Source organism: Agrobacterium sp. 20P9.1.2 (genome assembly GCF_057799395.1).
The window spans coordinates 268206-293748 of record NZ_JBYOKI010000001.1 but is presented as its reverse complement, the minus strand read 5'-3'; the positions used below and the strand labels follow the sequence as shown (position 1 = coordinate 293748).

Genomic DNA, 25543 nt, shown 5'->3' with positions numbered 1-25543 from the left:
CACCGCCAGCGTGCAACCCTCAAAAGGCATCTATGAAATGTTTTGGCAGGCGGCGCGGTAAAACTGCGATGATATCGAAGCGGGATGACAGCAAAGCGGCATCGCGGCGGCGCGACAGCCAGAGGTCTGCGGCAGCACGGATACGGTTTTGCGAGGCGTAGCTGACGGCATCGACGGCGCTGGTTTTGGTGCTCCGGGCTTTGACCTCAACGAAAGCGATGACATGCTTATTGCGGGCGATGAGATCGATTTCTCCCAGCGGCGTGCGGTGGCGCAGGGCGAGGATGCGATAGCCTTTGAGCATGAGATAAAGGGCGGCCCAATATTCCGCCCGCTGGCCGCGCTTTTCAGCGCGGCGCCGGTGTTTTATGGGCGGCTTCGTCTTCGGCTCAGGCGCCATCGCTGTCCTTCATGTCGAGGATGCGTTGATAAAGTTCCTTGCGCGGCAGGCCCGTGAGCTTTGCCGCCTCTGCCGCGGCCTTGGCGGCGGGCATGGAGGAGACGAGGTCCTTCAGCAGCTTTTCTACATCTTCCATATCGGGAATTTCGTCATAGGACGGAGGCTCGATGAGAAGCACGATCTCGCCTTTGACGATGCGGTCATCATTGTAGAACTCCGTGAGTTCACCCAGCGTCCCTCGGCGGAATTCCTCGAAGGTTTTCGTCAGTTCGCGACAGACGACCGCGCGGCGGTTTACGCCCAGCACTTCAGACGCCACCTTTACCGTGGCGCTGATGCGGTGTGGGGATTCGAAGAAGATCAGGGTCGCCGGGATTTTGGCCAGCTCTGAAAAGCGGTCGCGCTTGCCCTTGTCCTTGACCGGCAGAAAGCCGGCGAACAGGAAGGCATCGCTTGGCATGCCGGAGCCGACGAGTGCCGCAAGCGGTGCCGATGGACCCGGAATAGGCACGACACGATGGCCTGCCTCAAGCGCCATCTGGCCCAGCCGATAGCCGGGATCGGAGACCAGAGGCGTTCCGGCATCCGACACCAGAGCCACGGATTTTCCGGCATCCAGCGCAGCGATGAGCTTGGGCCCTGCCTCTTCGGCATTGTGCTCATGATAGGAATAGGGCCGGTTGCGAATGCCGTAACGGTCGAGCAGAATGCGGGTGACGCGGGTGTCTTCGCAGGCCAGAACATCGGCAGAGGCCAGCGTTTCCAGCGCCCGCACGGTGATGTCGCCCAGATTGCCGATGGGGGTGGCGACAAGATAAAGCGCCGCATCGATGGGTCTGGCGGGAACGGTGAAACCACCGACCTTGAAACCGCGGCCATTTAATTCCAGTGCGTCGTTACCCTCTTCGGTCGATATGTCGTCTGTCACCGCGTCATTCCCATCATGTCATGTTTCCCTGCCTTTATGGTCAAGACGAGGGCCGGGAACAAGGGCGCTTGTTGACCAAAGCCCTGTGAACACTGTGTATAGGTGGAAAATGAAACAGATGGCGCCGAGTAGCCTCTTGCATTTTCCTCAATAACTCTGCCATTTTGCCCGTCCACATTATCCGGCACCCAAGCTGGAGAAGACTATCTTGGCGATCCGAGCTTTGGGATCGCAACGGTTGAAAGCGGTAGTGTCCATGCGTATTACTCTCGAGCGGTCGAACCTTCTGAAATCGCTGAACCACGTTCATCGCGTGGTGGAACGGCGCAACACGATCCCCATTTTGTCCAACGTGCTGCTGCGCGCTTCCGACGCGAAGCTGGACATGAAGGCGACCGACCTCGATCTTGAGATCACCGAGGCCACACCGGCCATGGTGGAACAGGCCGGTTCAACGACGGTGCCTGCGCATCTGCTCTATGAAATCGTGCGCAAACTGCCGGACGGTTCGGAAGTGCTGCTGGCGACGAACCCGGATGGGTCGAGCATGACGGTAGCCTCCGGTCGCTCGAAGTTCTCGTTGCAATGCCTGCCTGAAACCGACTTCCCAGATCTGACGGCGGGTACGTTCAGCCACAGCTTCAAGCTGAAGGCGGCTGATCTGAAGATGCTGATCGACCGCACACAGTTTGCGATTTCGACCGAGGAGACACGTTATTATTTGAACGGCATTTTCTTCCACACGATCGAGAGCGACAACGATCTGAAGCTGCGCGCGGTGGCAACCGACGGCCACCGCCTGGCCCGCGCCGATGTGAAGGCGCCCTCGGGTTCCGAAGGCATGCCTGGTATCATCATTCCGCGCAAGACGGTTGGCGAATTGCAGAAGCTGGTGGACAATCCCGAGGTGGAAGTGACGGTCGAAGTATCTGACGCAAAGATTCGCATGACCATCGGCGATATCGTCATGACCTCCAAGCTGATCGACGGCACCTTCCCGGATTACCAGCGCGTGATCCCGACCGGCAACGACAAGGAAATGCGCGTCGATTGCCAGTCCTTCGCGAAGGCGGTTGACCGCGTTTCGACGATCTCTTCCGAGCGTGGCCGCGCCGTGAAGCTTGCCATTACCGAAGGTCAATTGACGCTGACGGTGAACAACCCGGATTCGGGCAGTGCGACGGAAGAAGTGGCTGTCGGCTACGAGCATGACGGCATGGAAATCGGCTTCAACGCCAAGTATTTGCTTGATATTACCGCCCAGCTTTCCGGCGAGGACGCGATCTTCCTTCTGGCCGATGCCGGATCTCCGACGCTTGTGCGTGACACCGCGGGCGATGATGCGCTTTACGTGCTGATGCCGATGCGCGTTTAGGCCACTCCCGTCTGGGAACTATGCAAAATGCCGGTGACGCCCTCACCGGCATTTTTGTTTGCGGATTTTTTACAGTTTGTTAAGATTTTCCAGTTGCGACATTTTTCATTGCCTTTACGACAGGACGAGACAACATATCGCCATAGTTTCAACAAATGTTGTTTCGACGTGAACAGAGGGGACGCGGATGGGACTGAGCCTGAAAGAACGCTTCGGCAGAAAATTCGAAGAGGAAATCCGTTTCTTCAAGGGCATGGTCAACCAGCCCAAGAAGGTGGGGGCCATCGTTCCGACATCCGGCATCACCGCGCGGCGCATGGCCAGTGTCATCACTCCCCAATCCGGCCTGCCCGTTCTGGAACTGGGGCCGGGCACAGGCTGTATCACCAAGGCTATTCTGGGTCGTGGCCTGAAGCCGGAGCAGATCACGGCTATCGAATATTCCACCGACTTCTATCAACAGCTTCTGCGCAGCTATCCCGGCGTCAACTTCATCAATGGCGATGCTTTCGATCTGGATACGACACTGGGCGAGCAGAAGGACCAGATGTTCGACTGCGTGATTTCAGCCGTACCGATGCTGAATTTCCCGATGGCAGCGCGCATCAAGCTGCTGGATGAGCTGTTGAAGCGCGTGCCGCATGGGCGTCCGGTGGTACAGATTTCCTACGGTCCGGTATCGCCCATCGTGGCCCAGCCGCATCTCTACCACATCCGCCATTTCGACTTCGTGGTGCGCAACATTCCGCCAGCGCAGCTGTGGACCTATACCCGCGCCTGAGTTAGTCTTGCGCACATGTATGCGCTTTACATCACCCATCCGCAGGTGCGGATCGATGCGACGGTGGCGGTTCCCGACTGGGGATTGTCAGATATCGGCATAGAGCGGGCCCGCAAGGCGAGCCTGCTGCCATGGGCCAAAAGCCTGCGGCGTATTGTTTCCAGCAAAGAAAACAAGGCCATCGAAACGGCGCGGATTTTTGCCCGCGCCAGCGGCATAACACCGGAAACCGCAGCGGACATGCATGAGAATGACCGCAGCGCGACAGGCTTTCTGCCGCCGGAACAGTTCGAACGCGCCGCCGACTGGTTCTTTGCCCACCCCCATGCCAGCTACAAGGGTTGGGAGACGGCGGCGGATGCGCAGACGCGTATCGTTGCCGCCATCGAGGCGATCCTTGCCAGCCACGATCCGGCGAAACCGATTGCCTTTATCGGCCATGGTGCCGTCGGCACATTGCTGAAATGCCACTTGGCCCACAACCTCATCACGCGACGGGAAGACCAGCCGCCCGGCGGTGGCAATCTCTACTGTTTTTCCCTTGCAGACAGGCGCATCACATGCGACTGGACGCCGATTGAAACATGGCAGGGGATGACACTATGACCGCACGCGAGCGCTTGATTGTCGGGCTGGACCTTCCAACCGTGGCGCAGGCCGAGAGCATCGTCAACGCATTGGGCGACGATGTTCTGTTTTACAAGATCGGCCACCAGCTGGCCTTTGCCGGTGGGCTGGAATTTGCCAAGGAACTGGCCGCCAGCGGCAAGAAAATCTTCCTCGACATGAAGCTTCTCGATATCGACAACACCGTGGCATCGGGCGTGGAAAACATCGCCAAGATGGGCATGTCGATGCTGACGTTGCACGCCTACCCCAAAGCGATGCGGGCGGCGGTCAAGGCGGCCGAAGGTTCTGGGCTTTGCCTGCTAGGCGTGACTGTTCTGACCTCCATGGATGACGCCGATCTGGTGGAAGCCGGATATCAGGGCGACGCACGCTCGCTGGTGCTGAAGCGAGCCGCTCAGGCGCGGGATGCAGGCATGGGCGGCATCGTCTGCTCGGCGGAGGAATCTGCGGCGGTGCGTGAGATCGTCGGAGCGGACATGGCAGTCGTGACCCCCGGCATTCGCCCCATCGGCGGCGAGGCGGGCGACCAGAAGCGGGTGGTAACGCCATTCGATGCCATTAAGGCCGGGTCCAGCCATCTGGTTGTCGGTCGTCCCATCGTCAAGGCTGCCGATCCGAAGGCTGCTGCGCGCGCCATTCTGGATGAAATGTCAAAAGCAATCTGAGAGGAAAACATCATGGCCAAGGGTTACTGGATTGCACAGGTCGATGTGCGCGACGCAGAGCGTTACAAGGACTATATCTCCACGGCGACACCGGCGTTTGAACGGTACGGCGCCAATTTTCTCGCCCGTGGCGGTTCCGTAACGCAGCTTGAGGGCAAGGGCCGGGCGCGCAATGTCGTCATCGAATTTCCATCGATGCAGCATGCACTCGACTGCTACAATTCCGAGGAATACCAGCAGGCGCTGAAAATCCGCAAGGAAGTAGCCGACTCCGAACTGATGATCATGGACGGCCTTTGATTATCGTCAAGCATCCGTTCATTCTGGTGTTTGGCGGATACTGTTCTCTCTTCCCGTTGTCCCGGCTTTAAGCTAAGAGACGGAAACGCTATATCAACGCTTCGCAGGAGCCTCCCATGCCATTGGCCAACCTTCCCCCTCTCGTCACCGTTTTTGGCGGTTCGGGCTTCGTCGGACGGCATGTGGTGCGGACGCTCGCGAAGCGCGGTTATCGCATTCGCGTTGCCGTTCGTCGCCCTGATCTGGCCGGCTTTTTGCAGCCTCTGGGCAATGTCGGGCAGATTTCCTTTGCCCAGGCCAACCTGCGCTACAAGGATTCCGTAAACAAGGCCGTGGCGGATGCCGACCATGTGGTGAACTGCGTCGGCATTCTGTTCGAAAGCGGCCGCAACACCTTCGACGCCGTGCAGGAATTCGGCGCGCGCGTTGTGGCTGAAGCCGCCAAGAATGCCGGTGCGACTTTGACGCATATCTCCGCCATTGGTGCCGATGCCAATTCTTCTGTTGGCTATGCCCGCACCAAGGGTCGCGCCGAAGCCGCCATCCACTCGGTTCTGCCGGATGCCGTCATCCTGCGCCCTTCGATCGTTTTTGGACCGGAAGACGATTTCTTCAACAAATTTGCCGGCATGGCACAGCGCCTGCCTTTCCTGCCGCTGATTGGCGGTGGTCACACCAAGTTCCAGCCCGTCTATGTGGAAGATGTGGCCGAAGTTGTTGCCCGCAGCGTCGATGGCGCATTGAAGAGCGGCGCGACTTACGAGCTGGGCGGTCAGGATGTGATGACGTTCCGCGACTGTCTCGAGGCGGTTCTCGCCGCCACCTATCGCCAGCGCCCGCTGGTCAGCGTGCCTTTCGGCATCGCATCGCTGATGGGCAAGATCGCCTCACTGGTGCCGCTGATCACACCACCGCTCACCGCCGATCAGGTCACCATGCTGAGAACCGACAATGTGGTTTCGCCTGAGGCCGAAAAGGCCGGGTTGACGCTCGACGGCATCGGCATCACGCCCGTGCGCGTTGCTTCGGTTCTGCCGTCCTATATGGTCAGCTACCGCACCAATGGCCAGTTCAGCAATGCGGGCAAGGCGGCTTAAATTTTATCGCATTTGCGGAGGGAAAAGCGGCGTAGCGCTTTTCTCGAAATGCTTTTAAAATAAGCATGCAACCAAATTCAAAGTGGTGAGTTATGCTCCCGACGGGCGGCGAATGTGTTCGCTGCCCTTTTCATTATGTGGGGGCACATCATGCAAACAGCACTTCAACATCGCAAGCGTGGCACAAGCGCAACTGTGGACAAGAGTTCGCATTAACCCGGTGTTCAGCAAGCTGCTTTATTGATAAACGCCACATCCAACACACATCCGGAACCTAACAATCATAGCGCAGCGGCTTGGACCGTTTCGTTAATCGTCTGAAAGGCAAGTATAAAATGGGCAGGTCTATCGCACTCTTTTTTGCGTGTGCGGCTTTGGTTGTTCTGGCAGGTTCGTTCATGGCACCGGGCACGGTCGCGGCTGGCAAGACCGGCTGCTCGCCCGCATACGGCGTCGATCCATGCGCTACGAGTTCCATCTCGGCAAACTGATCACATCGAGCCATGCGCTTGATGCAGTATCTCTTAAAAAGCGCCATCGGTCGATCGACGGCGCTTTTTTCATGGGCGAAGGGGCTCGCTCAGCAATAAAACGGCTTAACAACCTGTCAAATTTTAAGCCTGTCTTAAAAAAGCTGAACTTATAGTTTCTGCACAGCCGCAGCTTTCTGCCTTCTGGCGATCATCATACATCCTTCTCCTAATTCAAAATTCGAGTGCCGATGCCAACTCTGTTTCATTCTCCCATGTCGACGGCTTCCCGATTCGTCCGGCTGATTCTGGCCGAATACGGCTTTCAGGCGGATCTGGTCGAAGAGCAGCCCTGGGAGAAACGACGTGAATTTCTGGCACTCAATCCCGCTGGCACGCTGCCGGTTTATCTCGACGACAATATGCGTTCGCTCTGTGGTCCCTATGTTCTGGCCGAATTTCTGGACGAGACCCATGGTGTGCTGAAACGCGACAGGCGTCTTCTGGCCGAAGACCCGTTCCAGCGCGCGGAGATCCGCCGCCTGACGGAATGGTTCCTGCAAAAGATGGAAACCGACGTGACCCGTCCGCTGGTGCGCGAACGCGCCTATAAGCTGCAAATGTCCACCGCGCAGGGTGGCGGCCCGCCAGACAGCAAGCTGCTGCGCACCGCGCGCTCCAATGTTCACCAGCACATGAAATACCTGGAATGGCTGGCCGGTTCGCGCACATGGCTTGCGGGCGACCGCCTCAGCTATGCCGACCTTGCCGCGGCTGCTTCCGTTTCAATTCTGGACTATCTCGGCGAAATTAAATGGCTGGAAGCGCCGATTGCCAAGGAATGGTATCAGCGCGTCAAATCCCGCCCCTCCTTCCGCCCGCTTCTGGCTGAGCGCGTGCCGCGCCTTGCGCCCTCTTCCCACTACGCGGATCTGGATTTTTAAGCCTGAGACACTGGCTTTATATATAGTGATGCTAATGGCAGGCTTTCTGCCGTTCGCATCAGGAGACACGCCATCGATACGGCATTGCAGAAGCAACAGGCTCGCGCCGCCAAGCTGACGGATTTCGTTCGCGCGGAAGCGGCTTCGCTTGGCTTCGATCTCTGTCGTATCACCTCCCCCGATAGTATTCCGCTGGCGCCCGAAAGGCTGCGGGATTTTCTGAGCCACGGCTATCATGGCACCATGGGATGGATGGAGGAGACACAAGAGCGTCGGGCCAGCCCGAAGACGCTGTGGGGCGACGTGCGCTCCGTGGTGATGTTCGGCCTGAACTACGGGCCGGATGAAGATCCGCGCGGCATTCTTTCCAAGCCCGACAAGGCCGCAATCTCCGTCTATGCACGCAATCGCGATTATCATGACGTCATTAAAGGACGACTGAAGGAGATCGCCACCCGCTTTGCGGCGCGCGCGGGTGAAGACGTGAAGGTCTTTGTCGATACCGCGCCGGTGATGGAAAAACCGCTGGCGGAGGCTGCCGGTCTTGGCTGGCAGGGCAAGCACACCAATCTGGTCAGCCGCAGCCATGGCTCCTGGCTGTTCCTTGGCAGCATGTTCACCACCGCCGAGCTCTGTCTGGATGAGGCGGAGCGCGACCATTGCGGTTCCTGCCGCGCCTGTCTGGACGCCTGCCCGACAGCCGCCTTCCCTGCGCCCTACAAGCTGGATGCACGCCGCTGCATTTCCTATCTGACCATCGAGCATAAGGGGCCAATCCCGTCCGAATTCCGCCCGATGATCGGCAACCGCATCTACGGCTGTGACGATTGCCTTGCCGTCTGCCCGTGGAACAAGTTTGCGGCCAGTGCGTCGGAGATGAAATTGCAGGCGCGCGAGGAACTGAAAGAGCCGGAAATCGCCTTTCTGCTGACCCTGGATGATGCGGGTTTTCGTGCCTTTTTCAGCGGATCGCCTGTCAAGCGGATCGGTCGAAACCGCTTCGTGCGCAATGTTCTGATTGCGGCGGGAAACTCCGGTGACGCGAAATTCATTCAGCAATGTCAGCTACTTGCGCAGGATGGATCGCCTGACGTGCGCGGCATGGCGGTGTGGGCGCTTTCAAGACTGATGGACAGGCAGAGCTTCCATGCCTACGCTGCCACCCGCAAGACCGAAGACGATTCGGACGTGCAGGACGAGTGGCGCATGGCAGGAGAGTAGATGTCGCATCTGATGATTTTCGGTGCCGGATATTCCGGCAAGGCCATCGCCAGAGCGCTTCAGGGCAAGATGGACCGAATTTCCGGAACCACGCGCGGTGAAGACAATATCTCCACGCTGCAATGTCTGGCGATTGCACCCTTCATCTTTGATGGCGAGACATTGAATGAGGATTTGCGCAGCGAGCTGCGCGGCGTAACCCATCTCGTGCAGTCTATCGCGCCCGGTGCATCCGGCGATCCCCTGCTGCGGCTGTGTGATGGCGATCTCAAAAGTCTGATGCCGCAACTGCAATGGGCCGCCTATCTTTCCACTGTCGGCGTTTATGGCAACCATGATGGCGACTGGGTGGATGAAGACACGCCTTGCCGTCCGGTTTCCGTGCGCTCCAAAGAGCGCGTTGCAGCGGAAGAGGCCTGGGAGACGGCGGCGGCCCAGACAGGTGTGGCGCTCTGCGTGCTGCGCCTTTCCGGCATTTACGGGCCGGGGCGCAATGGCCTCCTCAATCTGGACAAGGGCACGGCGCGGCGGCTGGTCAAGAAGGATCAGGTGTTCAACCGCATCCGCGTCGAAGACATCGGGGCTGCGACAGCCTTTCTGATCGAGAAAAATACATCTGGCATTTTCAACGTCACCGATGACGAGCCCGCACCGCCACAGGATGTGGTGACATTTGCAGCAGACCTTATGGGTGTGGAGCCGCCGGAGGAGCAATCCTTCGAGACTGCTGAGCTGAGCAACATGGCGCGCTCTTTCTATGGTGAGAACAAACGCGTCTCCAACCGCAAGCTGACCGAGCTTGGTTTCCGCTTTGCCTATCCCGATTACCGCCAGTCGCTGCGCCAGCTGTGGCAGGACGAAGTCTGGCGAGATGAATGAATGTTCATCTTCGTTGCGATGAAAAATCCTTCCAAAGGCAGTTTTGAGGAAGGTTTTAATCGCATTTTGGCCTTTTAAGGTTTTGTTAATGCGCAAATTTGGCTAAAATTTTCATGCTTTGGAAAAATATTTCACCATGAATTCGTGATCTGATTCACGACGGCGTGAAGTTGCAATGAATTTCTTCCTTATTGTTGATTCTAAATAAATTTTTCCTGAAAGCATCGAAGGCTATCTAATTACCGCTTCACGACTCATCATCACGAATGTTACAGACTGTAATACTTCGTGATTAGCGCTCGGCCATTTTTTGCCATTTTTCCCTCGCCCTACACTCACCTCAGTTCAATTCGCCTAAGTTCATCGGCGCGGGGCCGAGTATCAGGGAAGCACAGTTTGACGAATATCCGACGCATGACTTTTGCGGCTGCAACTATAGCCGTCTGTTCCATCATCGCTCCACTTCAGGCGAATGCCGGCACCGGCTGCGGAGGCGCATCCTGGTATGCACTGAACTCCAAGACTGCTTCGGGCGAGCGCATGAATCCTTCCAACCTCACCGCCGCCCATCGCTCCTTGCGCTTTGGCACCAAGGTGAAGGTCACCAATGCACGCAACGGCAAGGCCGTCGTGGTTCGCATCAACGACCGTGGCCCGTTCATCAAGGGACGCGTTCTCGATCTTTCCAAGGCAGCCGCCAAGAACATTGGCATGGTCAGCTCCGGCACGGCCAAGGTCTGCTACGAAGTGCTTGCATCCAACTAACAGGCTCCAAGCGTTTTTTAGGGAATTCTTGGTGAAGGCTTGCCCTCGCCACCATTCGCGTCTACCAACCCGGACACATTGTGAATGAGGTAGAAAATGCGTTTGGGCGGGCGTTTGGCCGGGGCTATCGAAGTGTTGGCGGATATCGAGGCGCGCAGACGTCCCGTCGCCGACGCACTGAAGGACTGGGGACTGGCGCATCGTTTCGCTGGTTCCGGCGACAGGGCCGCCATCGGCAACATCGTTTACGATGCCCTGCGCATGAAACTTTCCCACGCATGGCTGATGGACGACGAAAGCGCGACCGCGCTGGGTTATGCCGTGATGCTGCGCCAATGGGGCAAATCCGCCGAACAGCTGAGCGCCGAATTCGATGGCGACAAGTTCGCGCCGGAACCCTTGTCCGAGGCGGCTCTATCAGCCTTTGCCTCGCGTGCGCTTTCAGACGCACCTTCTCATATACAGGGCGACATTCCCGACTGGGTGCAGGCCTCCTTTGAGGCCACATTCGGCGACGACTGGCTGCTTCAGGCCAAGGCGCTGAATGAGCGCCCGACGCTGGACCTCCGTGCCAATACACTGAAAGCTTCCCGCACCAAGGTCATCAAGGCGTTGGAAGATGCCAAGGCCGAAACCACGCGCATTGCCCGCCAGGGCGTGCGGATCGCGGCTGGCGAAGGCCCGTCACGCCTGCCCAATGTCACTGCCGAACTGTCCTTCCAGAAGGGCTGGTTCGAGGTGCAGGACGAGGGATCGCAAATCGTTGCCGATCTGGCCGGGGCGCAGGAAGGCGAACAAATTCTCGATTATTGCGCAGGCGGCGGCGGCAAGACGCTGGCCATGGCTGCGACCATGAACAACAAAGGCCAGGTTCATGCCTTCGATGCCGACCGCAAGCGGCTGGCACCGATCATCGAGCGGCTGAAGCGCGCTGGCACACGCAATGTGCAGGTTCATGACCGCGCCGAAGGACTGGAGCGTTATGCCGGTAAATTCGACCGCGTGCTGGTCGATGCCCCCTGCACCGGCACCGGCACATGGCGCCGCCGTCCCGACACCAAATGGCGGCTGACGCAGCGCAATCTGGAAGAGCGCGTCGAGCAGCAGGGTCAGGCGCTGGATCAAGCCAAGACCTTCGTTCGCCCCGGCGGCGAGTTGCTCTATGTGACCTGTTCGGTTCTGCCGGAAGAAAACGAGCGTCAGGTGCGCCGTTTCTGCGCCGAGAACCCGGAATTTTCCATCCGTCCGGCGCTGGAGCGCTGGACAGGCATCTTCGGGGCAGAAACCGTCAAGCCGCATTCCGCCGATGGCGAGACCATAACGCTGACGCCCGCCACGACAGATACGGACGGTTTCTTCTTCTGCGCCATGAAGCGGAACGCTTAAACCGCTGCCAAATTCCAATATTCTAAAGAATGCTGCAACCACTGTGAAACGCCGGATTTGACAACGATCAAAATCCGGCAGCTCGCTTGGAAAGCTTCTAAACTAGAATATTTGACACAAGTTTGTGATTGGTTCAGAACTCGCCTTCACGGCCTCGTTACGAGAGAGCCCAAGGAGAGATCATGTTCCGCAAAACCGTTTTAGGCGCAAGTCTTGCGCTTCTGGCCACATCCGTGACCCTCACCGCACTTCCCGTCCGCGCCGCGACCGACCCGGCGGCCGTGGTCAAGCATTATGCGGAACTGGGCCATGCGAAATATCAGGATGCGCTGACGACAGCGGAAACACTGGATAAGGCCATCGACGCGCTGATCGCAACACCGAGCGACGCCACTCTGAAGGCAGCGCGCGAAGCCTGGATCAAGGCCCGCGTTCCCTACCAGCAGACGGAAGTCTACCGCTTCGGCAACCCCATCGTCGATGAGTGGGAAGGCAAGGTCAACGCATGGCCGCTGGATGAAGGCCTGATCGACTATGTCGATGGCTCCTATGGCACCGAAAGCGACGAGAACGAGCTTTATACGGCCAATATCATCGCCAACAAAAAGATTAAGGTTGGTGGCGAAGAGGTGGATGCCTCCAAGATCACGCCGGAGCTGATCCAGAGCCTTGCGGAAGCGGGCGAGGTGGAAGCCAACGTCACCACCGGTTACCATGCCATCGAGTTTCTGCTGTGGGGCCAGGACCTGAACGGCACCGGACCAGGTGCGGGCAATCGTCCTTACACCGACTACGACACCAAGAATTGCAGCGGCGGCAATTGCGACCGCCGCGCCGATTACCTCAAGGCCGCCTCCACGCTGCTGGTTTCGGACCTGAAGGAAATGGTGGCCAACTGGGCACCGGATGGCGAAGCGGCAAAGACGGTGGAAGCCGACCCGAAGAAGGGCCTGACCGCCATTCTGACCGGCATGGGCTCTCTGTCCTACGGCGAATTGGCAGGCGAGCGCATGAAGCTCGGCCTTCTGCTGCATGATCCAGAAGAAGAGCATGATTGCTTCTCCGACAACACCTACAACTCGCACCTCAACGACGCCATCGGCATCGCCGCTGCCTATAGCGGTGAATACACAACGGTAGACGGCAAGAAGCTGACCGGTCCTTCGCTTTCCTCACTCGTTGCCGCCAGTGACAAGACGCTGGACGCGGAAATGAAGGCCAAGCTGAACAAGACGCTGGGCGCCATGCATGCCATGGAAAAACGCGGCCAGACCGTCGAGGCTTACGACCAGATGATTGCCGAAGGCAACAAGGACGGCAATGCCGTGGTGCAGACGGCGATCGACGGGCTGCTGGACCAGACCAAGACGATTGAACGCGTGATTGCGGCGCTTGATCTGGGTAAGATTCAGCTGGAAGGTTCCGACAGCCTAGACAGCCCGAACGCTGTGTTCAAGTAAGACGATTTTGCAGGCCGCGTGGGTGACATGCGGCCTGTCTATTGCTGCAAGACATTTTGCGGAAAACAAGGTTCACTCTCCATCACGCCGCGAACTTGCATGGCAATGGCGCGAGCGCTCCCTTAAACCCGATGTGTAAGGTTTCATGAGACATTTGCGGCAGCTACGCCTTTTCTGTCTTCTGTTTATCTTGGCAGCTAGCAGTATTGCCATAACCCACGACAGTGCGCTTGGCTTACCCCCCTCTGTCCTGCCGGACATCTCCCCCACAAGGAGGGAGATCGGCCAGTCTCACGCTCTCCGCTTCATCCGCGACGTTGAAGATGTGCGAGAGGTTGCCACTTGCCAATCTCCCCACCTGTGGGGGAGATGTCCGGCAGGACAGAGGGGGGTAAGCCAAGCGAACCATGGTGTATTGGGCGGCACCGAAGCCGAAACCACCACCCGCAACGATCTTTCCACCGCAGACCTTGCGCGCGTAACCCGGATCACGCGCCCCACAGTGGATTTCTCGAAACCGGAGCCCTTCGAGGCCATGTCCGCTGGGGCGGCAACCACGACGGCCAGACGCGATCCGTTCTCGCAACCATCCGCCAATATGAGCTTCGAGCGCGGCCAGGATTTCAAGCTGGGCAATGCGCTGTTTCAGAAATTGTGGGTGTCCTCGCCGTCATCGACGCAGGCGTCCGACGGGCTGGGGCCGCTTTACAATGCGCGGTCGTGCCAGACCTGCCACATCAAGGATGGGCGCGGGCGACCGCCAGTGGGGAATGAGGATGCGGTGTCGATGTTCCTGCGTCTTGCCCGGCCTGCCCGCACGCCGGAAGAGCTCAAGGCTATCGCTGACCATGATGTCTTGAACTTCCCCGATGCGACCTATGGCAGGCAGCTTCAGAACCTTGCTGTTCCCGGTCTCAAAGCCGAAGGCAGGCTTGCCGTTTCCTATGAGGAGCAGACGGTGACGCTTGGTGATGGCGAGACCGTATCGCTCCGCAAGCCAAGCTATCGCATCGACGATCTGAATTATGGGCCGCTTGAACGTGACACGACCCTTTCTGCCCGCATTGCTCAGCCGACGCTGGGTCTGGGCCTGATCGAGGCCATTGCGGATGAGGATATTCTGGCCAATGCCAGACCTGATGGCGGCAGACCGGCATGGGTGCGCGACCACCGCAGCGGAGCGTTGAAGCTCGGCCGGTTCGGCTGGAAAGCGCAGAATGCCAGCGTGCGGGATCAGGCGGCGAGCGCCCTGTCCCACGATATCGGCATTTCTTCACCAGATGCGCCCAATGCCTATGGCGACTGCACGGACAAGGAAGCAGACTGTCTTTCCATGCCCACCGGTGTGCAGACGCGATTGGGTGATGTGGAAGCCCCGTCTCCCGTGCTGGATCTCATGACCTTCTACACCGAAAATCTGGCCGTGCCGGCGCGTCGTAATGTCGATGATCTCCAAGTTCTGCGCGGCAAGCAGCAGTTCTACGAGGCGGGATGCGCATCCTGTCACATGCCGAAATTCGTGACGAAGCGCGATGCCAGCGACCCGCTGCATTCCTTTCAGCTGATCTGGCCCTATTCCGATTTTCTGCTGCATGACATGGGCGAAGGTCTGGCGGATGGCCAGCAGGTGGGCGAGGCTGGTGGGCGTGACTGGCGCACCCAGCCGCTCTGGGGTATCGGGCTGACGCAGGCCGTCAACGGCAATGATTTTTATCTGCATGACGGGCGGGCGCGCAGCCTGACAGAAGCAATCCTATGGCATGGCGGCGAGGCGCAAAAGGCGCGCGATGCTTTTGCCGCCTTGCAAAAGTCCGACCGGCAGGCTTTGCTGACATTTCTGGAGTCTCTTTGATGGAAAACGCGATGCGAAAATTTCATGCCCTTCTGCCGCTCGCCTTTCTGATGAGCTTCGGCACGGCACTGGCGCAGGATGTGGAGCTGATGCCGCCGCCGCCACTCGACCCGGTGAAGGTGCGCAGCGTGATGGCAAAGGCCGTGGATGGCTTCATCCGCCCCGGTTATGACGGTTTTCGCGATAGCGCCAAGGCGCTTGAGCGCAAGATGCAGGCGCTGTGCACCTCCCCTTCCGCTGACACGATGGCGGCGGCGAAAGCGGGCTTTGCGGATGCGACCCACGCATGGTCAGGTATCGAGATCGTCCGCGTCGGTCCCGTCATCGAGCAGAACCGATTCGAGCGGGTGCTGTATTATCCCGACAAAAAGGGTCTCGGTCTCAAGCAGGTGCAGCGTTACCTCTCGGAAAAAGACGAGAGCGTGACGACACCGAAGGGACTGCGGGCAAAAAGCGTCGCCGCGCAGGGCTTCGGCGCGTTGGAATATGTGCTGTACGGCACCGGTGCGGATGAGATTCTGACCGACAAGAACGGCTTCCGCTGCCGCTATGGCGCGGCCATTGCGGGCAATGTCGCCAATATCGGCCAAGAACTGTCCGACCTTTGGGACGCGCCTGATGGGACGGCAAAGAACTGGAAGGAACCGGGGCCTGATAATCCGGTGTTTCGTGATGAGCGCGAGGCGCTGGTGGCACTGCTGGGCATCTTGGTGCACGGCTCCGAAGCCATTCGCGATCAGCGCATCGAGACCTTCTACAAGGGGCCGGACAATGCCAAATTTCCGCGCATCGCGATCTACTGGCGCTCCGGCCTGACATGGAAAAGCATTGGCGACAATGTGGCTGCCGTGCAGGGCTTGCTGCACAAGGCTGGCATGAGCGATCTTCTGCCCCCCGACCAGCGCTCCATCATCGGCTCCATCGATTTCATCACCAAATCCATGGTCCGCGTATCAGGTACCATCGAGCCCGATGTCGAAAAGGCGCTTGATGACGACAAGGAGCGGGCCAAGGTGGATTACCTGCTGCTGAACGGCAAGGACCTGATCTACCGCATCAACGACCAATATGGCGGGGCCATTGGCCTCAGCTCCGGCTTTTCCTTTTCTGATGGGGATTGAGTGGTGACGCGCGACAAACGGCTGCTGATCGACCGGCGCGCCTTTATCAAGGCGGCGGGCCTGCCGTTTCTGGCATCGCTTACGCCGCGTTCGCTCTATGCACTGGAGCGCACCGATGCCGTTTTCGCCTCGGCCTTCCGCGACCGTGATGGCGCATATGGCGTGGCGACGGTGAGCGAGGCCGGAGAGATTATCGACCGGCTGGTTCTGCCTGCCCGCGCCCATGGCATGGCGACCAGCCGCGCCACCGGGGTAACTGTCGCTTTTGCGCGCAGACCCGGCACCTTCTTCATGGCGTTCGACCCGGCGAAACGTAGTGAACCCATCGTCATGCACACGCCGGAGAACCGCCATTTTTACGGCCACGGACAGTTTTCGCCCGATGGATCAATCCTCTACGCCAGCGAAAATGACTTCGACCGCAATCGCGGTGTGATCGGCCTCTACGATGCCCGCGATGGCTTCAGGCGCATCGGCGAATATGATGCGCGGGGCATCGGCACCCACGACATGACGGTGAGCGATGACGGGCGGATGATCATCATCGCCAATGGCGGCATCGAGACCCACCCAGATTTCGGGCGCACGAAGCTGAATATCGACACGATGGAGCCATCGCTGGTACTGCTGGATGCGGCGACGGGACGGCTGATCCAGCGGCACGGGCTTGCAAAAGACCTGCGCCAGCTTTCCACCCGCCACGTCGATCTGGGCCGCGACGGGCGCATCTGGTTTGCCTGCCAGTATGAGGGACCGCGCAACGATCTGCCGCCGCTGGTGGGGCATTTTTCCAAGGGCGACGATCTGCGTTTCATCGATCTACCGGAGGAGACCACCACGCGGCTGGCCAATTATGTCGGGGCGATTGTCGTCAACCGCCGGGATGGCGTGGTGGGCCTGACATCGCCCAATGGCAATGCGTCCGTTATGCTGGACGAGAAAACTGGCCGAGTTGTTGGTGAAACCGTTCTTCGCGAAGCGGCAGGTGTTGCCGCCGCTGCAAATGGCATCGTCACCTCCTCCTATGACGGCCAGTTTGGCGCGAAAACCAGTGCTGTGGCATGGGACCAGCACATTGTCAGACTTGCTGGCTAAATTATTGAAATAGCGCTGGAACCAAAGCATAGTCTGCGCCTTTCATGTGACATGAAAAAAGCGCTGGTCTATCTCATTTTCGTCTTCGCCGTCGTCACCATCGGGGCGCTGATCGGCATGAACAATGTGCCGGGCGAATGGTACCAATCTCTCAATAAGCCGTTCTTCAACCCGCCCAACTGGATTTTCGGCCCGGTCTGGACCGCGCTTTACATCATGATCGCGATTGCCGGTGCGCGCACATGGCTGCAAAGCCGCATGGGCGGGCGCATGCAGCTGTGGGGCAGCCAGATGCTGCTGAACTTCATGTGGTCGCCAATATTTTTCACCATGGAAAGCCCTGTCGGCGCGCTCATTCTCATCGTGCCGATGCTGATCTGCGTCATCGCCTTCATCATCATGACATCGACGCGCGACCGGATTTCCATGTGGCTTTTCGTGCCCTATGCGGCGTGGGTGGCCTTCGCCACACTGCTGAATGCCAGCATTGTTTATCTGAATTAGCACACGCCCTCCCCTTGCCATGTCGTGATCAACGCGCCATGTCTTGTCAAAGAACAGGAAAGGCAGGGGAATGGATTTCACCGATCCCGGCGATTTTCGCCAGCGGATAGAAAAGAGCTTCGCACGCCAAGGCGTCGTCCAGGCCATTAAGGCCGAGATTTCGCGCATCGAACATCGGCTGGTGGAAATCGAGTTGCCGTTTCACCCAAAGCTGACACAGCAGCACGGCATCCTGCATGCGGGCGTGATTGCCGCAGCACTCGACACCGCCTGCACCTATGCCGCTTACACGATCATAGAGCCGGAAGCCTCACTGCTGACCATCGAGTTCAAGGTCAATCTGATGTCGCCGGGGCGCGGCGAACGGTTTCTGTTTCGCGGTGAAATCACCAAGCCGGGCAGCAATATCATCGTCGCCGATGGCCGTGCCTATGCGCTGTCCGATGGACCAGCCAAGCTGATTGCCTCGATGACGGGAACGATGATGGTGATGAAGGGCCGCGAAGGTTTCGACGAATGAGCTATGAGATCGTGGATGTAGCGGGTAAGCGCCTGCTGTTCGTTATGGCAGCGGATGCAGAATATGGCCCGCACCTGAAGGCTCGTTTCAAGCCGCTGATGACAGGTGTCGGCCCGGTAGAAGCGGCGATTTCGCTGACGGCCGTTCTGAGCGAGCTTCATGCCGCCAGTCACTTGCCCCATCTCGTCGTCTCGCTTGGTTCTGCCGGGTCTCGTGTGCTGGAGCAGGCGGAGGTCTATCAGGCCACGTCCGTCTCCTACCGCGATATGGATGCGTCCGCCTTCGGTTTTCAAAAGGGCTGCACGCCGTTTCTCGATCTGCCCGCACACATTCCAATGCCGTTGCGCATTCCCGGCGTAGCGCAAGCGCGCCTTTCTACCGGTGCCAATGTTGTTTCCGGCGCTGCCTATGACGGGGTGGATGCTGACATGGTGGAGATGGAAACATTCGCAATCCTACGCGTCTGCCAGCGGTTCGACGTTGCGTTGATCGGTCTGCGTGGAATCTCCGATGGCAAGGCGGATGTTCATCATATCGATGACTGGACAGAGTATCTGCATGTGATCGATGAGAAGCTGGCCGACGCTGTGGACAGGCTGTGCAGCGCAATAGAAGATGGCAGCATTTCGCTCTAAAACTCTTGCGCAGCCGCTTATTTTCTGGCTTTTCAGGCCATGTCACGGGTTGCCTAAAGCCCCGGATTTCTTTAAAGGCTCGCCATGACCCAGATAGCCCATCCCGACAGCATCCTCATCATCGATTTCGGCAGCCAGGTGACGCAGCTTATTGCGCGCCGTGTTCGCGAAGCCGGAGTCTATTGCGAAATCCATCCTTTCCAGAACGCCGCAGAGGCATTCGAGAAGCTGGCGCCCAAGGGTGTGATCTTCTCCGGCGGCCCGGCATCTGTCACGGCAGAGGGAAGCCCGCGCGCACCGCAGGCGGTGTTCGATGCAGGCATTCCGATCCTCGGCATTTGCTATGGCCAGCAGACGCTGTGCACGCAGCTGGGTGGTGTCGTTGAAGGTGGTCACGCGGCGGAATTCGGTCGCGCCGATATCGAGATCAAAAAGGCAAGCCCGCTATTTGACGGTTTCTGGGAACTGGGCGGACGTTACCCGGTTTGGATGAGCCATGGCGACCGCGTCACGCAGTTGCCCGCAGGCTTCGAAGTGGCCGCGACGTCTGAGAACGCGCCCTTTGCCATCGCCGTCAATGAAGAGCGCCGCTATTATACCACGATGTTCCACCCCGAAGTGATGCACACGCCTGACGGTGCAAAACTTCTGTCCAACTTCGTGCACAAGATCGTCGGCCTGAAATCCGACTGGACCATGGCTGCCTACCGCGCCGAAATGATCCGCAAGATCCGCGAGCAGGTTGGCGATGGCCGCGTGCTCTGCGCGCTCTCCGGCGGCGTCGATTCCTCCGTTGCGGCTATTCTGATCCACGAAGCAATCGGCGATCAGCTGACCTGCGTTTATGTCGACCACGGCATGATGCGTCTGGCCGAGAGCCAGCAGGTCGTGACCATGTTCCGCGACCACTACAACATTCCGCTGGTGCATGTGGATGCGTCCGATCTGTTCCTGACAGAACTAGCTGGCGTTTCCGACCCCGAAACCAAGCGCAAGACCATTGGTCGCCTGTTTATCGAGACCTTCGAAGCTGAAGCTGCCAAGATCGCCTCCGACGGCAAGGGTGCACCCGCATTCCTCGCACAGGGTACGCTCTACCCTGACGTCATCGAAAGCGTGTCCTTCTCCGGCGGTCCTTCGGTTACCATCAAAAGCCACCACAATGTCGGCGGTCTTCCAGAGCGCATGAACATGAAGCTGGTGGAGCCGCTGCGTGAGTTGTTCAAGGACGAAGTCCGGGCGCTGGGCCGCGAACTCGGCCTACCCGAGAGCTTCATCGGCCGCCACCCCTTCCCGGGCCCGGGTCTCGCGATCCGATGCCCCGGCGTCGTCACGCGCGAAAAGCTCGACATTCTGCGCAAGGCCGATGCCGTCTATCTGGACGAAATCCGCAAGGCCGGTCTCTACGACACCATCTGGCAGGCCTTCGCCGTGCTGCTGCCAGTGCAGACAGTCGGCGTCATGGGCGACTACCGCACCTACGACTTCGTCTGCGCGCTGCGCGCCGTGACCTCCGTGGACGGCATGACAGCAGATTTCTACCCCTACGACATGAACTTCCTGGGCCGTGCGGCAACCCGCATCATCAACGAAGTCAAGGGCATCAACCGCGTGGTCTATGACGTGACGAGCAAGCCACCGGGCACGATCGAGTGGGAATAAGGCCAGTTTGACGGCGTGATTTGGCCGGGTTCTGTCTAAAGACGGAGCCCGGCTTTTGTTTGGGCGTTGATAAAACTTTAGAATAGGCTATCTTACTTCTGTCTTACTTTGAGGTAGATACCATGCCGCAGCCGGAAAAACTCACCACAACTGTTTCCACAAAAGGGCAGGTCATTCTTCCCAAAACCATACGCCAGCATCGCGACTGGGGAGCTGGAACACGTTTGACTGTTGAGGAAACTCCGGAAGGCGTTCTGCTAAAACGAGCTCCCGCCTTTGCACCCACAAGACCCGAAGACGTGTTTGGAATGCTGCCATTCAGTGGCAAACCAAAGACGTTGGAAGAGATGGATGAGGCTGTATTAGCCGAAGCGCGCAGAATCCATGATCGCGATTGATACAAATATCGTCGTTCGTTACCTTGCAGGCGACCACCCTGAGCAGTCTGCTCGCGCCCGTTCCATAATTGATGGGCAACCCGTGTTTATCGCCGTTACGGTGGCACTGGAAAGCGAATGGGTCTTGCGCAGCGCCTATGGGTATAGCCGCATACAATCCGTCCACGCACTTCGCGCGTTTTTCGGATTACCAACGGTCAACGTCGAGGACGCTGACTGCGTTTCAGATGCACTGAATCTGATGGAAAAATCTATGGATTTTGGTGATGCTTTGCATCTGGCAAGAACCGCGCAATGCAGCGGGTTCATTACCTTTGATCGCAAGTTCGTCAAGGCTGCTCAAGCTGCTGGTTTTAACCAAGTCAGCGAGGCTTAACGCGTCGCTTGCACAGCACAGGCGCACACCGCCTCATGCCAAGGCGAGGCCATCATGCCTCGCCAGCGTCAAGTCAAGCTTAGAGCTGAACCTTGTCGAAAGCCTTGCGGTCGATGCCGAGTGCGTCGAGATCAGAACCAGCTGGCTTGCGGTGGGAACGGACGGCGGCGGAAACTGCGAGAGCTGCGCCGAAAACGGCAAAGGTTTCGCCAAAGAATTTACGGGATGTCTTAGCAACGTTACGCATGTGGGTTTCTCCTTCGTGTTGCCCAGAATATGAGCATTCGAAGGCTTTTGCACAACTCATGATATAGCAGGCAAGCCATGCAGCTTAGCTGGAACTCTTTTGGATGCCAGCCCATGCAAATTTGCATGGCTTAATGGCGATTGAATGCGGCTGGTATTTTGCTATTCATTGGGAAGAGCATGAAAAGGCTGACGATATGACGGTTACGATTTACGGCATCAAGAACTGCGACACGATGAAGAAGGCCCGCAACTGGCTGGACGCTGAGGGCATCGATTACGCGTTTCATGATTATAAAAGCGCCGGGATTGATGCGACCCATCTCAACACATGGTGCGATGCCGCCGGTTGGGAAACGGTGCTGAACCGCGCAGGCACCACCTTCAAGAAGCTGGATGACGCCGAAAAGACAGACCTCAACTTCGAAAAGGCGATTGCGCTGATGCAGGCGCAGCCTTCCATGATCAAGCGGCCAGTTCTGGAGGTCAAGGGTAAGATCACGGTGGGGTTCAAGCCTGAAATTTATGCGGCGCTTTTCGGTTAGGCGAGCCCCATGTCGAAAACGACGCGTGCCACGCAGGTGCTGACCAAGGCCGGTATTTCCTTCACCACGGTGACTTACGATTATGACCCGAATGCCGAGCGCATCGGTCTTCAGGCGGCGGAGGCCATCGGGGCTGAGTCGCATCTGGTGCTGAAGACCTTGATGGCCGAGGTGGATGGCAAGGCGGTCTGCGTTGTCGTGCCATCAGACCATGAGGTCAGCATGAAGAAGCTGGCGGCGGCCTTTGGCGGCAAATCCGCGCAGATGATGAAGCCTGACAATGCGGAGCGGGCAACCGGCTACCATGTCGGCGGCATCAGCCCCTTTGGCCAAAAAAAGCAGGTGCCGACGGCCATCGAGGTCCAGTCCATGGGTCATGATCTCGTCTATATGAACGGCGGGCAGCGTGGGTTGCAGGTGCGTCTTTCGCCTAGGGATGCACAGTCGGTTTTGAAAGCCATCGCGGCACCGCTGGTGAGCGAATAGCAGAAAGCCGGTTGGCTTTCGCAGCGAATGGGCTATGTTTTGCGCCTCCTATTGAAGCATATGAAGGCGCATCATGACAGTTTCTCCCATCGATCCCGTCAAACTCGAAAAACTGGCCGAAGTTGCCGTCAAGGTCGGGCTGCAATTGCAGAAGGATCAGGATCTGGTCATCACCGCGCCGCTGGCAGCCCTGCCGCTGGTGCGGTTTCTGACCAAGCATGCCTATATGGCGGGCAGCGGTTTGGTGACGACCTTCTATTCCGACGAAGAGACGACGCTTGCGCGATACGCCCACGCCAGCGATGGCAATTTCGATAAGGCCTCCGGCTGGCTTTATGAGGGCATGGCGAAGGCCTACGCCAATGGCGCGGCACGTCTGGCCATTTCCGGCGACAACCCCATGCTGCTGGCGGACGCCGATCCCGCCAAGGTGGCGCGCGCCAACAAGGCCAATTCCATGGCCTATAAGCCGGCGCTGGAGAAGATTTCCAACTTCGACATCAACTGGAACATCATCTCCTACCCCAACCCCTCCTGGGCCAAACAGGTGTTCCCCGGCATTCCCGAAGACGAGGCCGTGAAGAAACTGGCGGATGCGATTTTTGCCGCATCCCGCGTCGATCTGGCCGATCCGGTGGCGGCATGGGCCGAGCACAATGCCAACCTTGCCAAGCGTTCCAAATGGCTGAATGGCGAGCGTTTCGCCGCGCTGCATTTCACCGGCCCCGGCACGGATGTGACCATCGGCTTAGCAGACAGCCATGAATGGCATGGCGGTGCATCGATGGCCAAGAACGGCGTGACCTGCAACCCGAACATTCCAACCGAAGAGGTCTTTACCACGCCGCATGCGCTGCGGGTGGATGGCTACGTCTCCAGCACCAAGCCGCTGTCGCATCAGGGCACGCTGATCGACAACATCCAGGTCAAGTTCGAGGCGGGTCGCATTGTGGACGCCAAGGCTTCCAAGGGCGAGGCTGTGCTGAACAAGGTGCTGGATACGGATGAGGGCGCGCGGCGTCTGGGGGAAGTGGCACTGGTGCCGCACTCCTCGCCCATCTCGGCCAGCGGCATTCTGTTTTACAACACGCTGTTCGATGAAAACGCGTCCTGCCACATCGCGCTTGGTCAGTGCTATTCCAAGTGCTTCCTCGATGGTGCTTCGCTGAGCCAAGATCAGATCAAGGCGCAGGGCGGAAATTCCAGCCTTATCCACATCGACTGGATGATTGGCTCCGACAAGGTGGATATCGACGGTGTCAGAGCCGATGGCTCGAAGGTGCCTGTGATGCGCAAGGGTGAGTGGGCTTGATAGGCGCTATCGGGGTGCCTGACTTTTCTGGCTGAGCCAGACACTGAACAGCACCATGATGAAACCGGCAATCTGCGCTGGCGCAAGGTTTTGACCGAGCGCCAGCCAGCCCAGAAGCGTGGCGGTAACGGGGCTGAGAAACCCGAGCGAAGCCGCCACGGAGGGTTCGATGCGGGCCAGTCCGCGGAACCACAGGACATAGGTGAAGGCCGCACCGATCAGCCCGAGATAGGCCATGCCCAGCACATTCTGGCTCGTGAGAGCGGGCAAGGCAGGCTCGAGAAACAGCGCCACCGGCACCAGCAGAAGCCCACCCGCCGTCAGTTGCCACGCCGTGAAGGTGAGGTTGGAAACCGGCGGCTGCCAGCGGCGTGTCAGCACCGTTCCGAACGCCATGGACACCGCGCCCGCGAAGGCGGCGGCAATGCCGATGGGATCAAGCGCGGCATGCGGTGTCAGCACCAGAAACGCCACGCCCGCCATGCCGATCAAGCCCGCGACGATGGTGAGTGCGCGGATATCTCTTCCCAGAAATAGCCGCGATAGGGCAATGACGATCAGCGGTTGCACCGCGCCCACTGTGGCGGCCACACCGCCGGGCAAGCGATAGGCCGAAACAAAAAGCATGGCCCAGAAGAAGGCGAAGTTCAGCGCGCCCAAGATGAAGGCACGGCCCCACCATATGCCGAAGGGCAGTTTGCGCACCAGAAGCAGCAGCAATAGACCTGCAGGCAGTGCCCGCAGCATGGCGACATGCATGGGGTAACCCTGCGGCAGAAACGATGTGGTGACGATGTAAGTGCTGCCCCAGATGGCGGGAGCAATGCCCGTCATGACGACATCGGCGATGTAACTCGAATTTTTCTTCATTTCAAGAATCTCTATATCAAGATAAATACAGGATACGCGCTTTTATCTTGACGTCAAGATACTCGATGATATCATCTTTCCGATGAGTGAAAAAACCGCAGATGATCACGTCGATAGAATTCTGGCGCAATGGGCAAAAGAGCGCCCGGACCTCGATGTCGAGCCGATGGGCATCATGGGCCGCCTGCACCGGCTGTCCACCCATCTCGGGCGCGAGGTGGAGGCGGTTCTTATGCAACACGGCCTGTCATCCTCCGCCTTCGATGTGCTGGCAACCCTGCGCCGGGCGGGCAAGCCCTACCGACTTTCTCCCGGCGAACTGCTGGCCATGACCATGGTCAGCTCCGGCACCATGACCAACCGCATCGACCAGCTGGAGAAGGCGGGTCTTGTTGAGCGCATCAATAACCCGGAGGACCGGCGCAGCGTGTTGATTGCGCTGACGGACAAGGGTTTTGCTGTCGTGGATGAGGCGGTAACGGCGCATGTGGCGAACCAGCATCGGCTGATGGCAGCGGTGAGCGAGGATGACAGGCGGGAGTTCAACCGGTTGCTGAAGGTGTTTCTGGCGGGCCTGGAGTGATGGCTCCTTAGTCACCCAGCATTTGATACGAGGCAAA

Annotated in this window: 29 protein-coding genes and 1 pseudogene; 26 read left to right on the top strand and 4 right to left on the bottom strand. The window is 58.6% G+C overall.

The genetic code is table 11. The features are described 5' to 3' along the window. Positions 1-19: 19 nt before the first annotated feature. Together AC27VJ_RS01445 and rsmI are read right to left on the bottom strand one after the other, a co-directional pair. Positions 20-400 carry a YraN family protein gene (locus AC27VJ_RS01445; protein ID WP_488682537.1) on the bottom strand — a complete coding sequence of 127 codons (381 nt, stop codon included), beginning with the start codon at positions 398-400 and terminating at the stop codon, positions 20-22. After that, positions 390-1289, bottom strand: coding sequence for a 16S rRNA (cytidine(1402)-2'-O)-methyltransferase (gene rsmI, locus AC27VJ_RS01440; protein ID WP_488683157.1), 900 nt, complete (start codon positions 1287-1289; stop codon positions 390-392). Before rsmI ends, AC27VJ_RS01445 begins: the two co-directional genes overlap by 11 nt. 295 nt (positions 1290-1584) lie before the next feature. Between rsmI and dnaN the strand changes: the two genes are divergently transcribed. The 22 genes from dnaN to AC27VJ_RS01330 all read left to right on the top strand — a co-directional run bounded on the left by dnaN (position 1585) and on the right by AC27VJ_RS01330 (position 21464). Beyond that, on the top strand, positions 1585-2703 hold the full coding sequence (gene dnaN / locus AC27VJ_RS01435) for a DNA polymerase III subunit beta (RefSeq protein ID WP_488682536.1): 1119 nt from the start codon (positions 1585-1587) through the stop codon (positions 2701-2703). A 187-nt stretch (positions 2704-2890) separates the two neighbouring features. After that, positions 2891-3484 carry a phospholipid N-methyltransferase PmtA gene (gene pmtA / locus AC27VJ_RS01430; RefSeq protein ID WP_488682535.1) on the top strand — a complete coding sequence of 198 codons (594 nt, stop codon included), beginning with the start codon at positions 2891-2893 and terminating at the stop codon, positions 3482-3484. A gap of 15 nt (positions 3485-3499) precedes the next feature. Beyond that, positions 3500-4090, top strand: coding sequence for a histidine phosphatase family protein (locus AC27VJ_RS01425; protein WP_488682534.1), 591 nt, complete (start codon positions 3500-3502; stop codon positions 4088-4090). Next, positions 4087-4779 carry an orotidine-5'-phosphate decarboxylase gene (gene pyrF, locus AC27VJ_RS01420; RefSeq protein ID WP_488682533.1) on the top strand — a complete coding sequence of 231 codons (693 nt, stop codon included), beginning with the start codon at positions 4087-4089 and terminating at the stop codon, positions 4777-4779. The genes AC27VJ_RS01425 and pyrF overlap by 4 nt, the downstream gene beginning before the upstream one ends. A 12-nt stretch (positions 4780-4791) precedes the next feature. Next, positions 4792-5079, top strand: a complete 288-nt coding sequence (locus AC27VJ_RS01415; protein ID WP_488682532.1) for a DUF1330 domain-containing protein — start codon at positions 4792-4794, stop codon at positions 5077-5079. 116 nt (positions 5080-5195) lie between these two features. Next, positions 5196-6176, top strand: coding sequence for a complex I NDUFA9 subunit family protein (locus AC27VJ_RS01410; protein ID WP_488682531.1), 981 nt, complete (start codon positions 5196-5198; stop codon positions 6174-6176). A gap of 460 nt (positions 6177-6636) precedes the next feature. Beyond that, positions 6637-6822: a hypothetical protein gene (locus AC27VJ_RS01405; RefSeq protein WP_488683200.1), complete on the top strand. Its 186-nt coding sequence runs from the start codon at positions 6637-6639 to the stop codon at positions 6820-6822. Positions 6823-6897: 75 nt separating this feature from the next. Then, positions 6898-7590: a glutathione S-transferase family protein gene (locus AC27VJ_RS01400; protein ID WP_113086389.1), complete on the top strand. Its 693-nt coding sequence runs from the start codon at positions 6898-6900 to the stop codon at positions 7588-7590. An 84-nt stretch (positions 7591-7674) separates the two neighbouring features. After that, entirely contained in the window at positions 7675-8811 is a 1137-nt protein-coding gene (gene queG, locus AC27VJ_RS01395; RefSeq protein WP_488682530.1) for a tRNA epoxyqueuosine(34) reductase QueG, read from the top strand. Further along, complete coding sequence (locus AC27VJ_RS01390; protein WP_488682529.1) at positions 8812-9690, top strand: NAD-dependent epimerase/dehydratase family protein; 879 nt, start codon at positions 8812-8814, stop codon at positions 9688-9690. Between the two features lie 396 nt (positions 9691-10086). Next, positions 10087-10455: a septal ring lytic transglycosylase RlpA family protein gene (locus AC27VJ_RS01385; protein WP_113086387.1), complete on the top strand. Its 369-nt coding sequence runs from the start codon at positions 10087-10089 to the stop codon at positions 10453-10455. Positions 10456-10551: 96 nt separating this feature from the next. Then, the gene (locus AC27VJ_RS01380; protein WP_488682528.1) at positions 10552-11841 is read left to right on the top strand and encodes an RsmB/NOP family class I SAM-dependent RNA methyltransferase; all 1290 of its coding nucleotides are present in this window, start codon (positions 10552-10554) and stop codon (positions 11839-11841) included. A gap of 182 nt (positions 11842-12023) precedes the next feature. Further along, positions 12024-13301 (top strand): imelysin family protein, encoded by a 1278-nt coding sequence (locus tag AC27VJ_RS01375; RefSeq protein WP_488682527.1) that lies wholly within the window; start codon positions 12024-12026, stop codon positions 13299-13301. A 415-nt stretch (positions 13302-13716) separates the two neighbouring features. After that, entirely contained in the window at positions 13717-15153 is a 1437-nt protein-coding gene (locus tag AC27VJ_RS01370) for a di-heme oxidoreductase family protein (RefSeq protein WP_488682526.1), read from the top strand. Continuing rightward, the gene (locus AC27VJ_RS01365; RefSeq protein ID WP_488682525.1) at positions 15153-16274 is read left to right on the top strand and encodes an imelysin family protein; all 1122 of its coding nucleotides are present in this window, start codon (positions 15153-15155) and stop codon (positions 16272-16274) included. The genes AC27VJ_RS01370 and AC27VJ_RS01365 overlap by 1 nt, the downstream gene beginning before the upstream one ends. Then, positions 16275-17369, top strand: a complete 1095-nt coding sequence (locus tag AC27VJ_RS01360; RefSeq protein WP_488682524.1) for a DUF1513 domain-containing protein — start codon at positions 16275-16277, stop codon at positions 17367-17369. A gap of 51 nt (positions 17370-17420) precedes the next feature. Beyond that, complete coding sequence (locus AC27VJ_RS01355; RefSeq protein ID WP_488682523.1) at positions 17421-17873, top strand: TspO/MBR family protein; 453 nt, start codon at positions 17421-17423, stop codon at positions 17871-17873. Positions 17874-17943: 70 nt separating this feature from the next. Beyond that, positions 17944-18393, top strand: coding sequence for a PaaI family thioesterase (locus tag AC27VJ_RS01350; RefSeq protein ID WP_488682522.1), 450 nt, complete (start codon positions 17944-17946; stop codon positions 18391-18393). Continuing rightward, a complete protein-coding gene (locus AC27VJ_RS01345; protein ID WP_488682521.1) occupies positions 18390-19028 on the top strand; it encodes a 5'-methylthioadenosine/S-adenosylhomocysteine nucleosidase in 639 nt (212 codons plus the stop codon). Before AC27VJ_RS01350 ends, AC27VJ_RS01345 begins: the two co-directional genes overlap by 4 nt. Before the next feature lie 84 nt (positions 19029-19112). Next, positions 19113-20690 carry a glutamine-hydrolyzing GMP synthase gene (guaA, locus tag AC27VJ_RS01340; protein ID WP_488682520.1) on the top strand — a complete coding sequence of 526 codons (1578 nt, stop codon included), beginning with the start codon at positions 19113-19115 and terminating at the stop codon, positions 20688-20690. 122 nt (positions 20691-20812) lie between these two features. Further along, positions 20813-21088 (top strand): AbrB/MazE/SpoVT family DNA-binding domain-containing protein, encoded by a 276-nt coding sequence (locus tag AC27VJ_RS01335; protein WP_488682519.1) that lies wholly within the window; start codon positions 20813-20815, stop codon positions 21086-21088. After that, complete coding sequence (locus AC27VJ_RS01330) at positions 21075-21464, top strand: type II toxin-antitoxin system VapC family toxin (RefSeq protein WP_488682518.1); 390 nt, start codon at positions 21075-21077, stop codon at positions 21462-21464. The genes AC27VJ_RS01335 and AC27VJ_RS01330 overlap by 14 nt, the downstream gene beginning before the upstream one ends. Before the next feature lie 79 nt (positions 21465-21543). Here AC27VJ_RS01330 and AC27VJ_RS01325 read toward each other — a convergent pair whose 3' ends face one another. After that, positions 21544-21711 (bottom strand): hypothetical protein, encoded by a 168-nt coding sequence (locus AC27VJ_RS01325; RefSeq protein WP_488682517.1) that lies wholly within the window; start codon positions 21709-21711, stop codon positions 21544-21546. Between the two features lie 196 nt (positions 21712-21907). Between AC27VJ_RS01325 and AC27VJ_RS01320 the strand changes: the two genes are divergently transcribed. The 3 genes from AC27VJ_RS01320 (at position 21908) to AC27VJ_RS01310 (ending at position 24053) form a co-directional block, all read left to right on the top strand. Next, positions 21908-22255, top strand: a complete 348-nt coding sequence (locus tag AC27VJ_RS01320) for an ArsC family reductase (protein ID WP_488683156.1) — start codon at positions 21908-21910, stop codon at positions 22253-22255. A 9-nt stretch (positions 22256-22264) separates the two neighbouring features. Beyond that, complete coding sequence (gene ybaK, locus AC27VJ_RS01315) at positions 22265-22741, top strand: Cys-tRNA(Pro) deacylase (RefSeq protein WP_488682516.1); 477 nt, start codon at positions 22265-22267, stop codon at positions 22739-22741. Between the two features lie 73 nt (positions 22742-22814). Further along, positions 22815-24053 (top strand): aminopeptidase, encoded by a 1239-nt coding sequence (locus tag AC27VJ_RS01310; RefSeq protein ID WP_488682515.1) that lies wholly within the window; start codon positions 22815-22817, stop codon positions 24051-24053. Here the strand turns inward: AC27VJ_RS01310 and AC27VJ_RS01305 are convergent. Further along, a pseudogene (locus AC27VJ_RS01305) lies at positions 24001-24923 on the bottom strand (EamA family transporter). The gene AC27VJ_RS01310 and the pseudogene AC27VJ_RS01305 sit on opposite strands and share 53 nt — an antisense overlap. A gap of 82 nt (positions 24924-25005) precedes the next feature. On the opposite strand from AC27VJ_RS01305, the gene AC27VJ_RS01300 reads away from it, so the two are divergent. Then, positions 25006-25506, top strand: coding sequence for a MarR family winged helix-turn-helix transcriptional regulator (locus AC27VJ_RS01300; protein WP_488682514.1), 501 nt, complete (start codon positions 25006-25008; stop codon positions 25504-25506). Positions 25507-25543 lie beyond the last annotated feature (37 nt).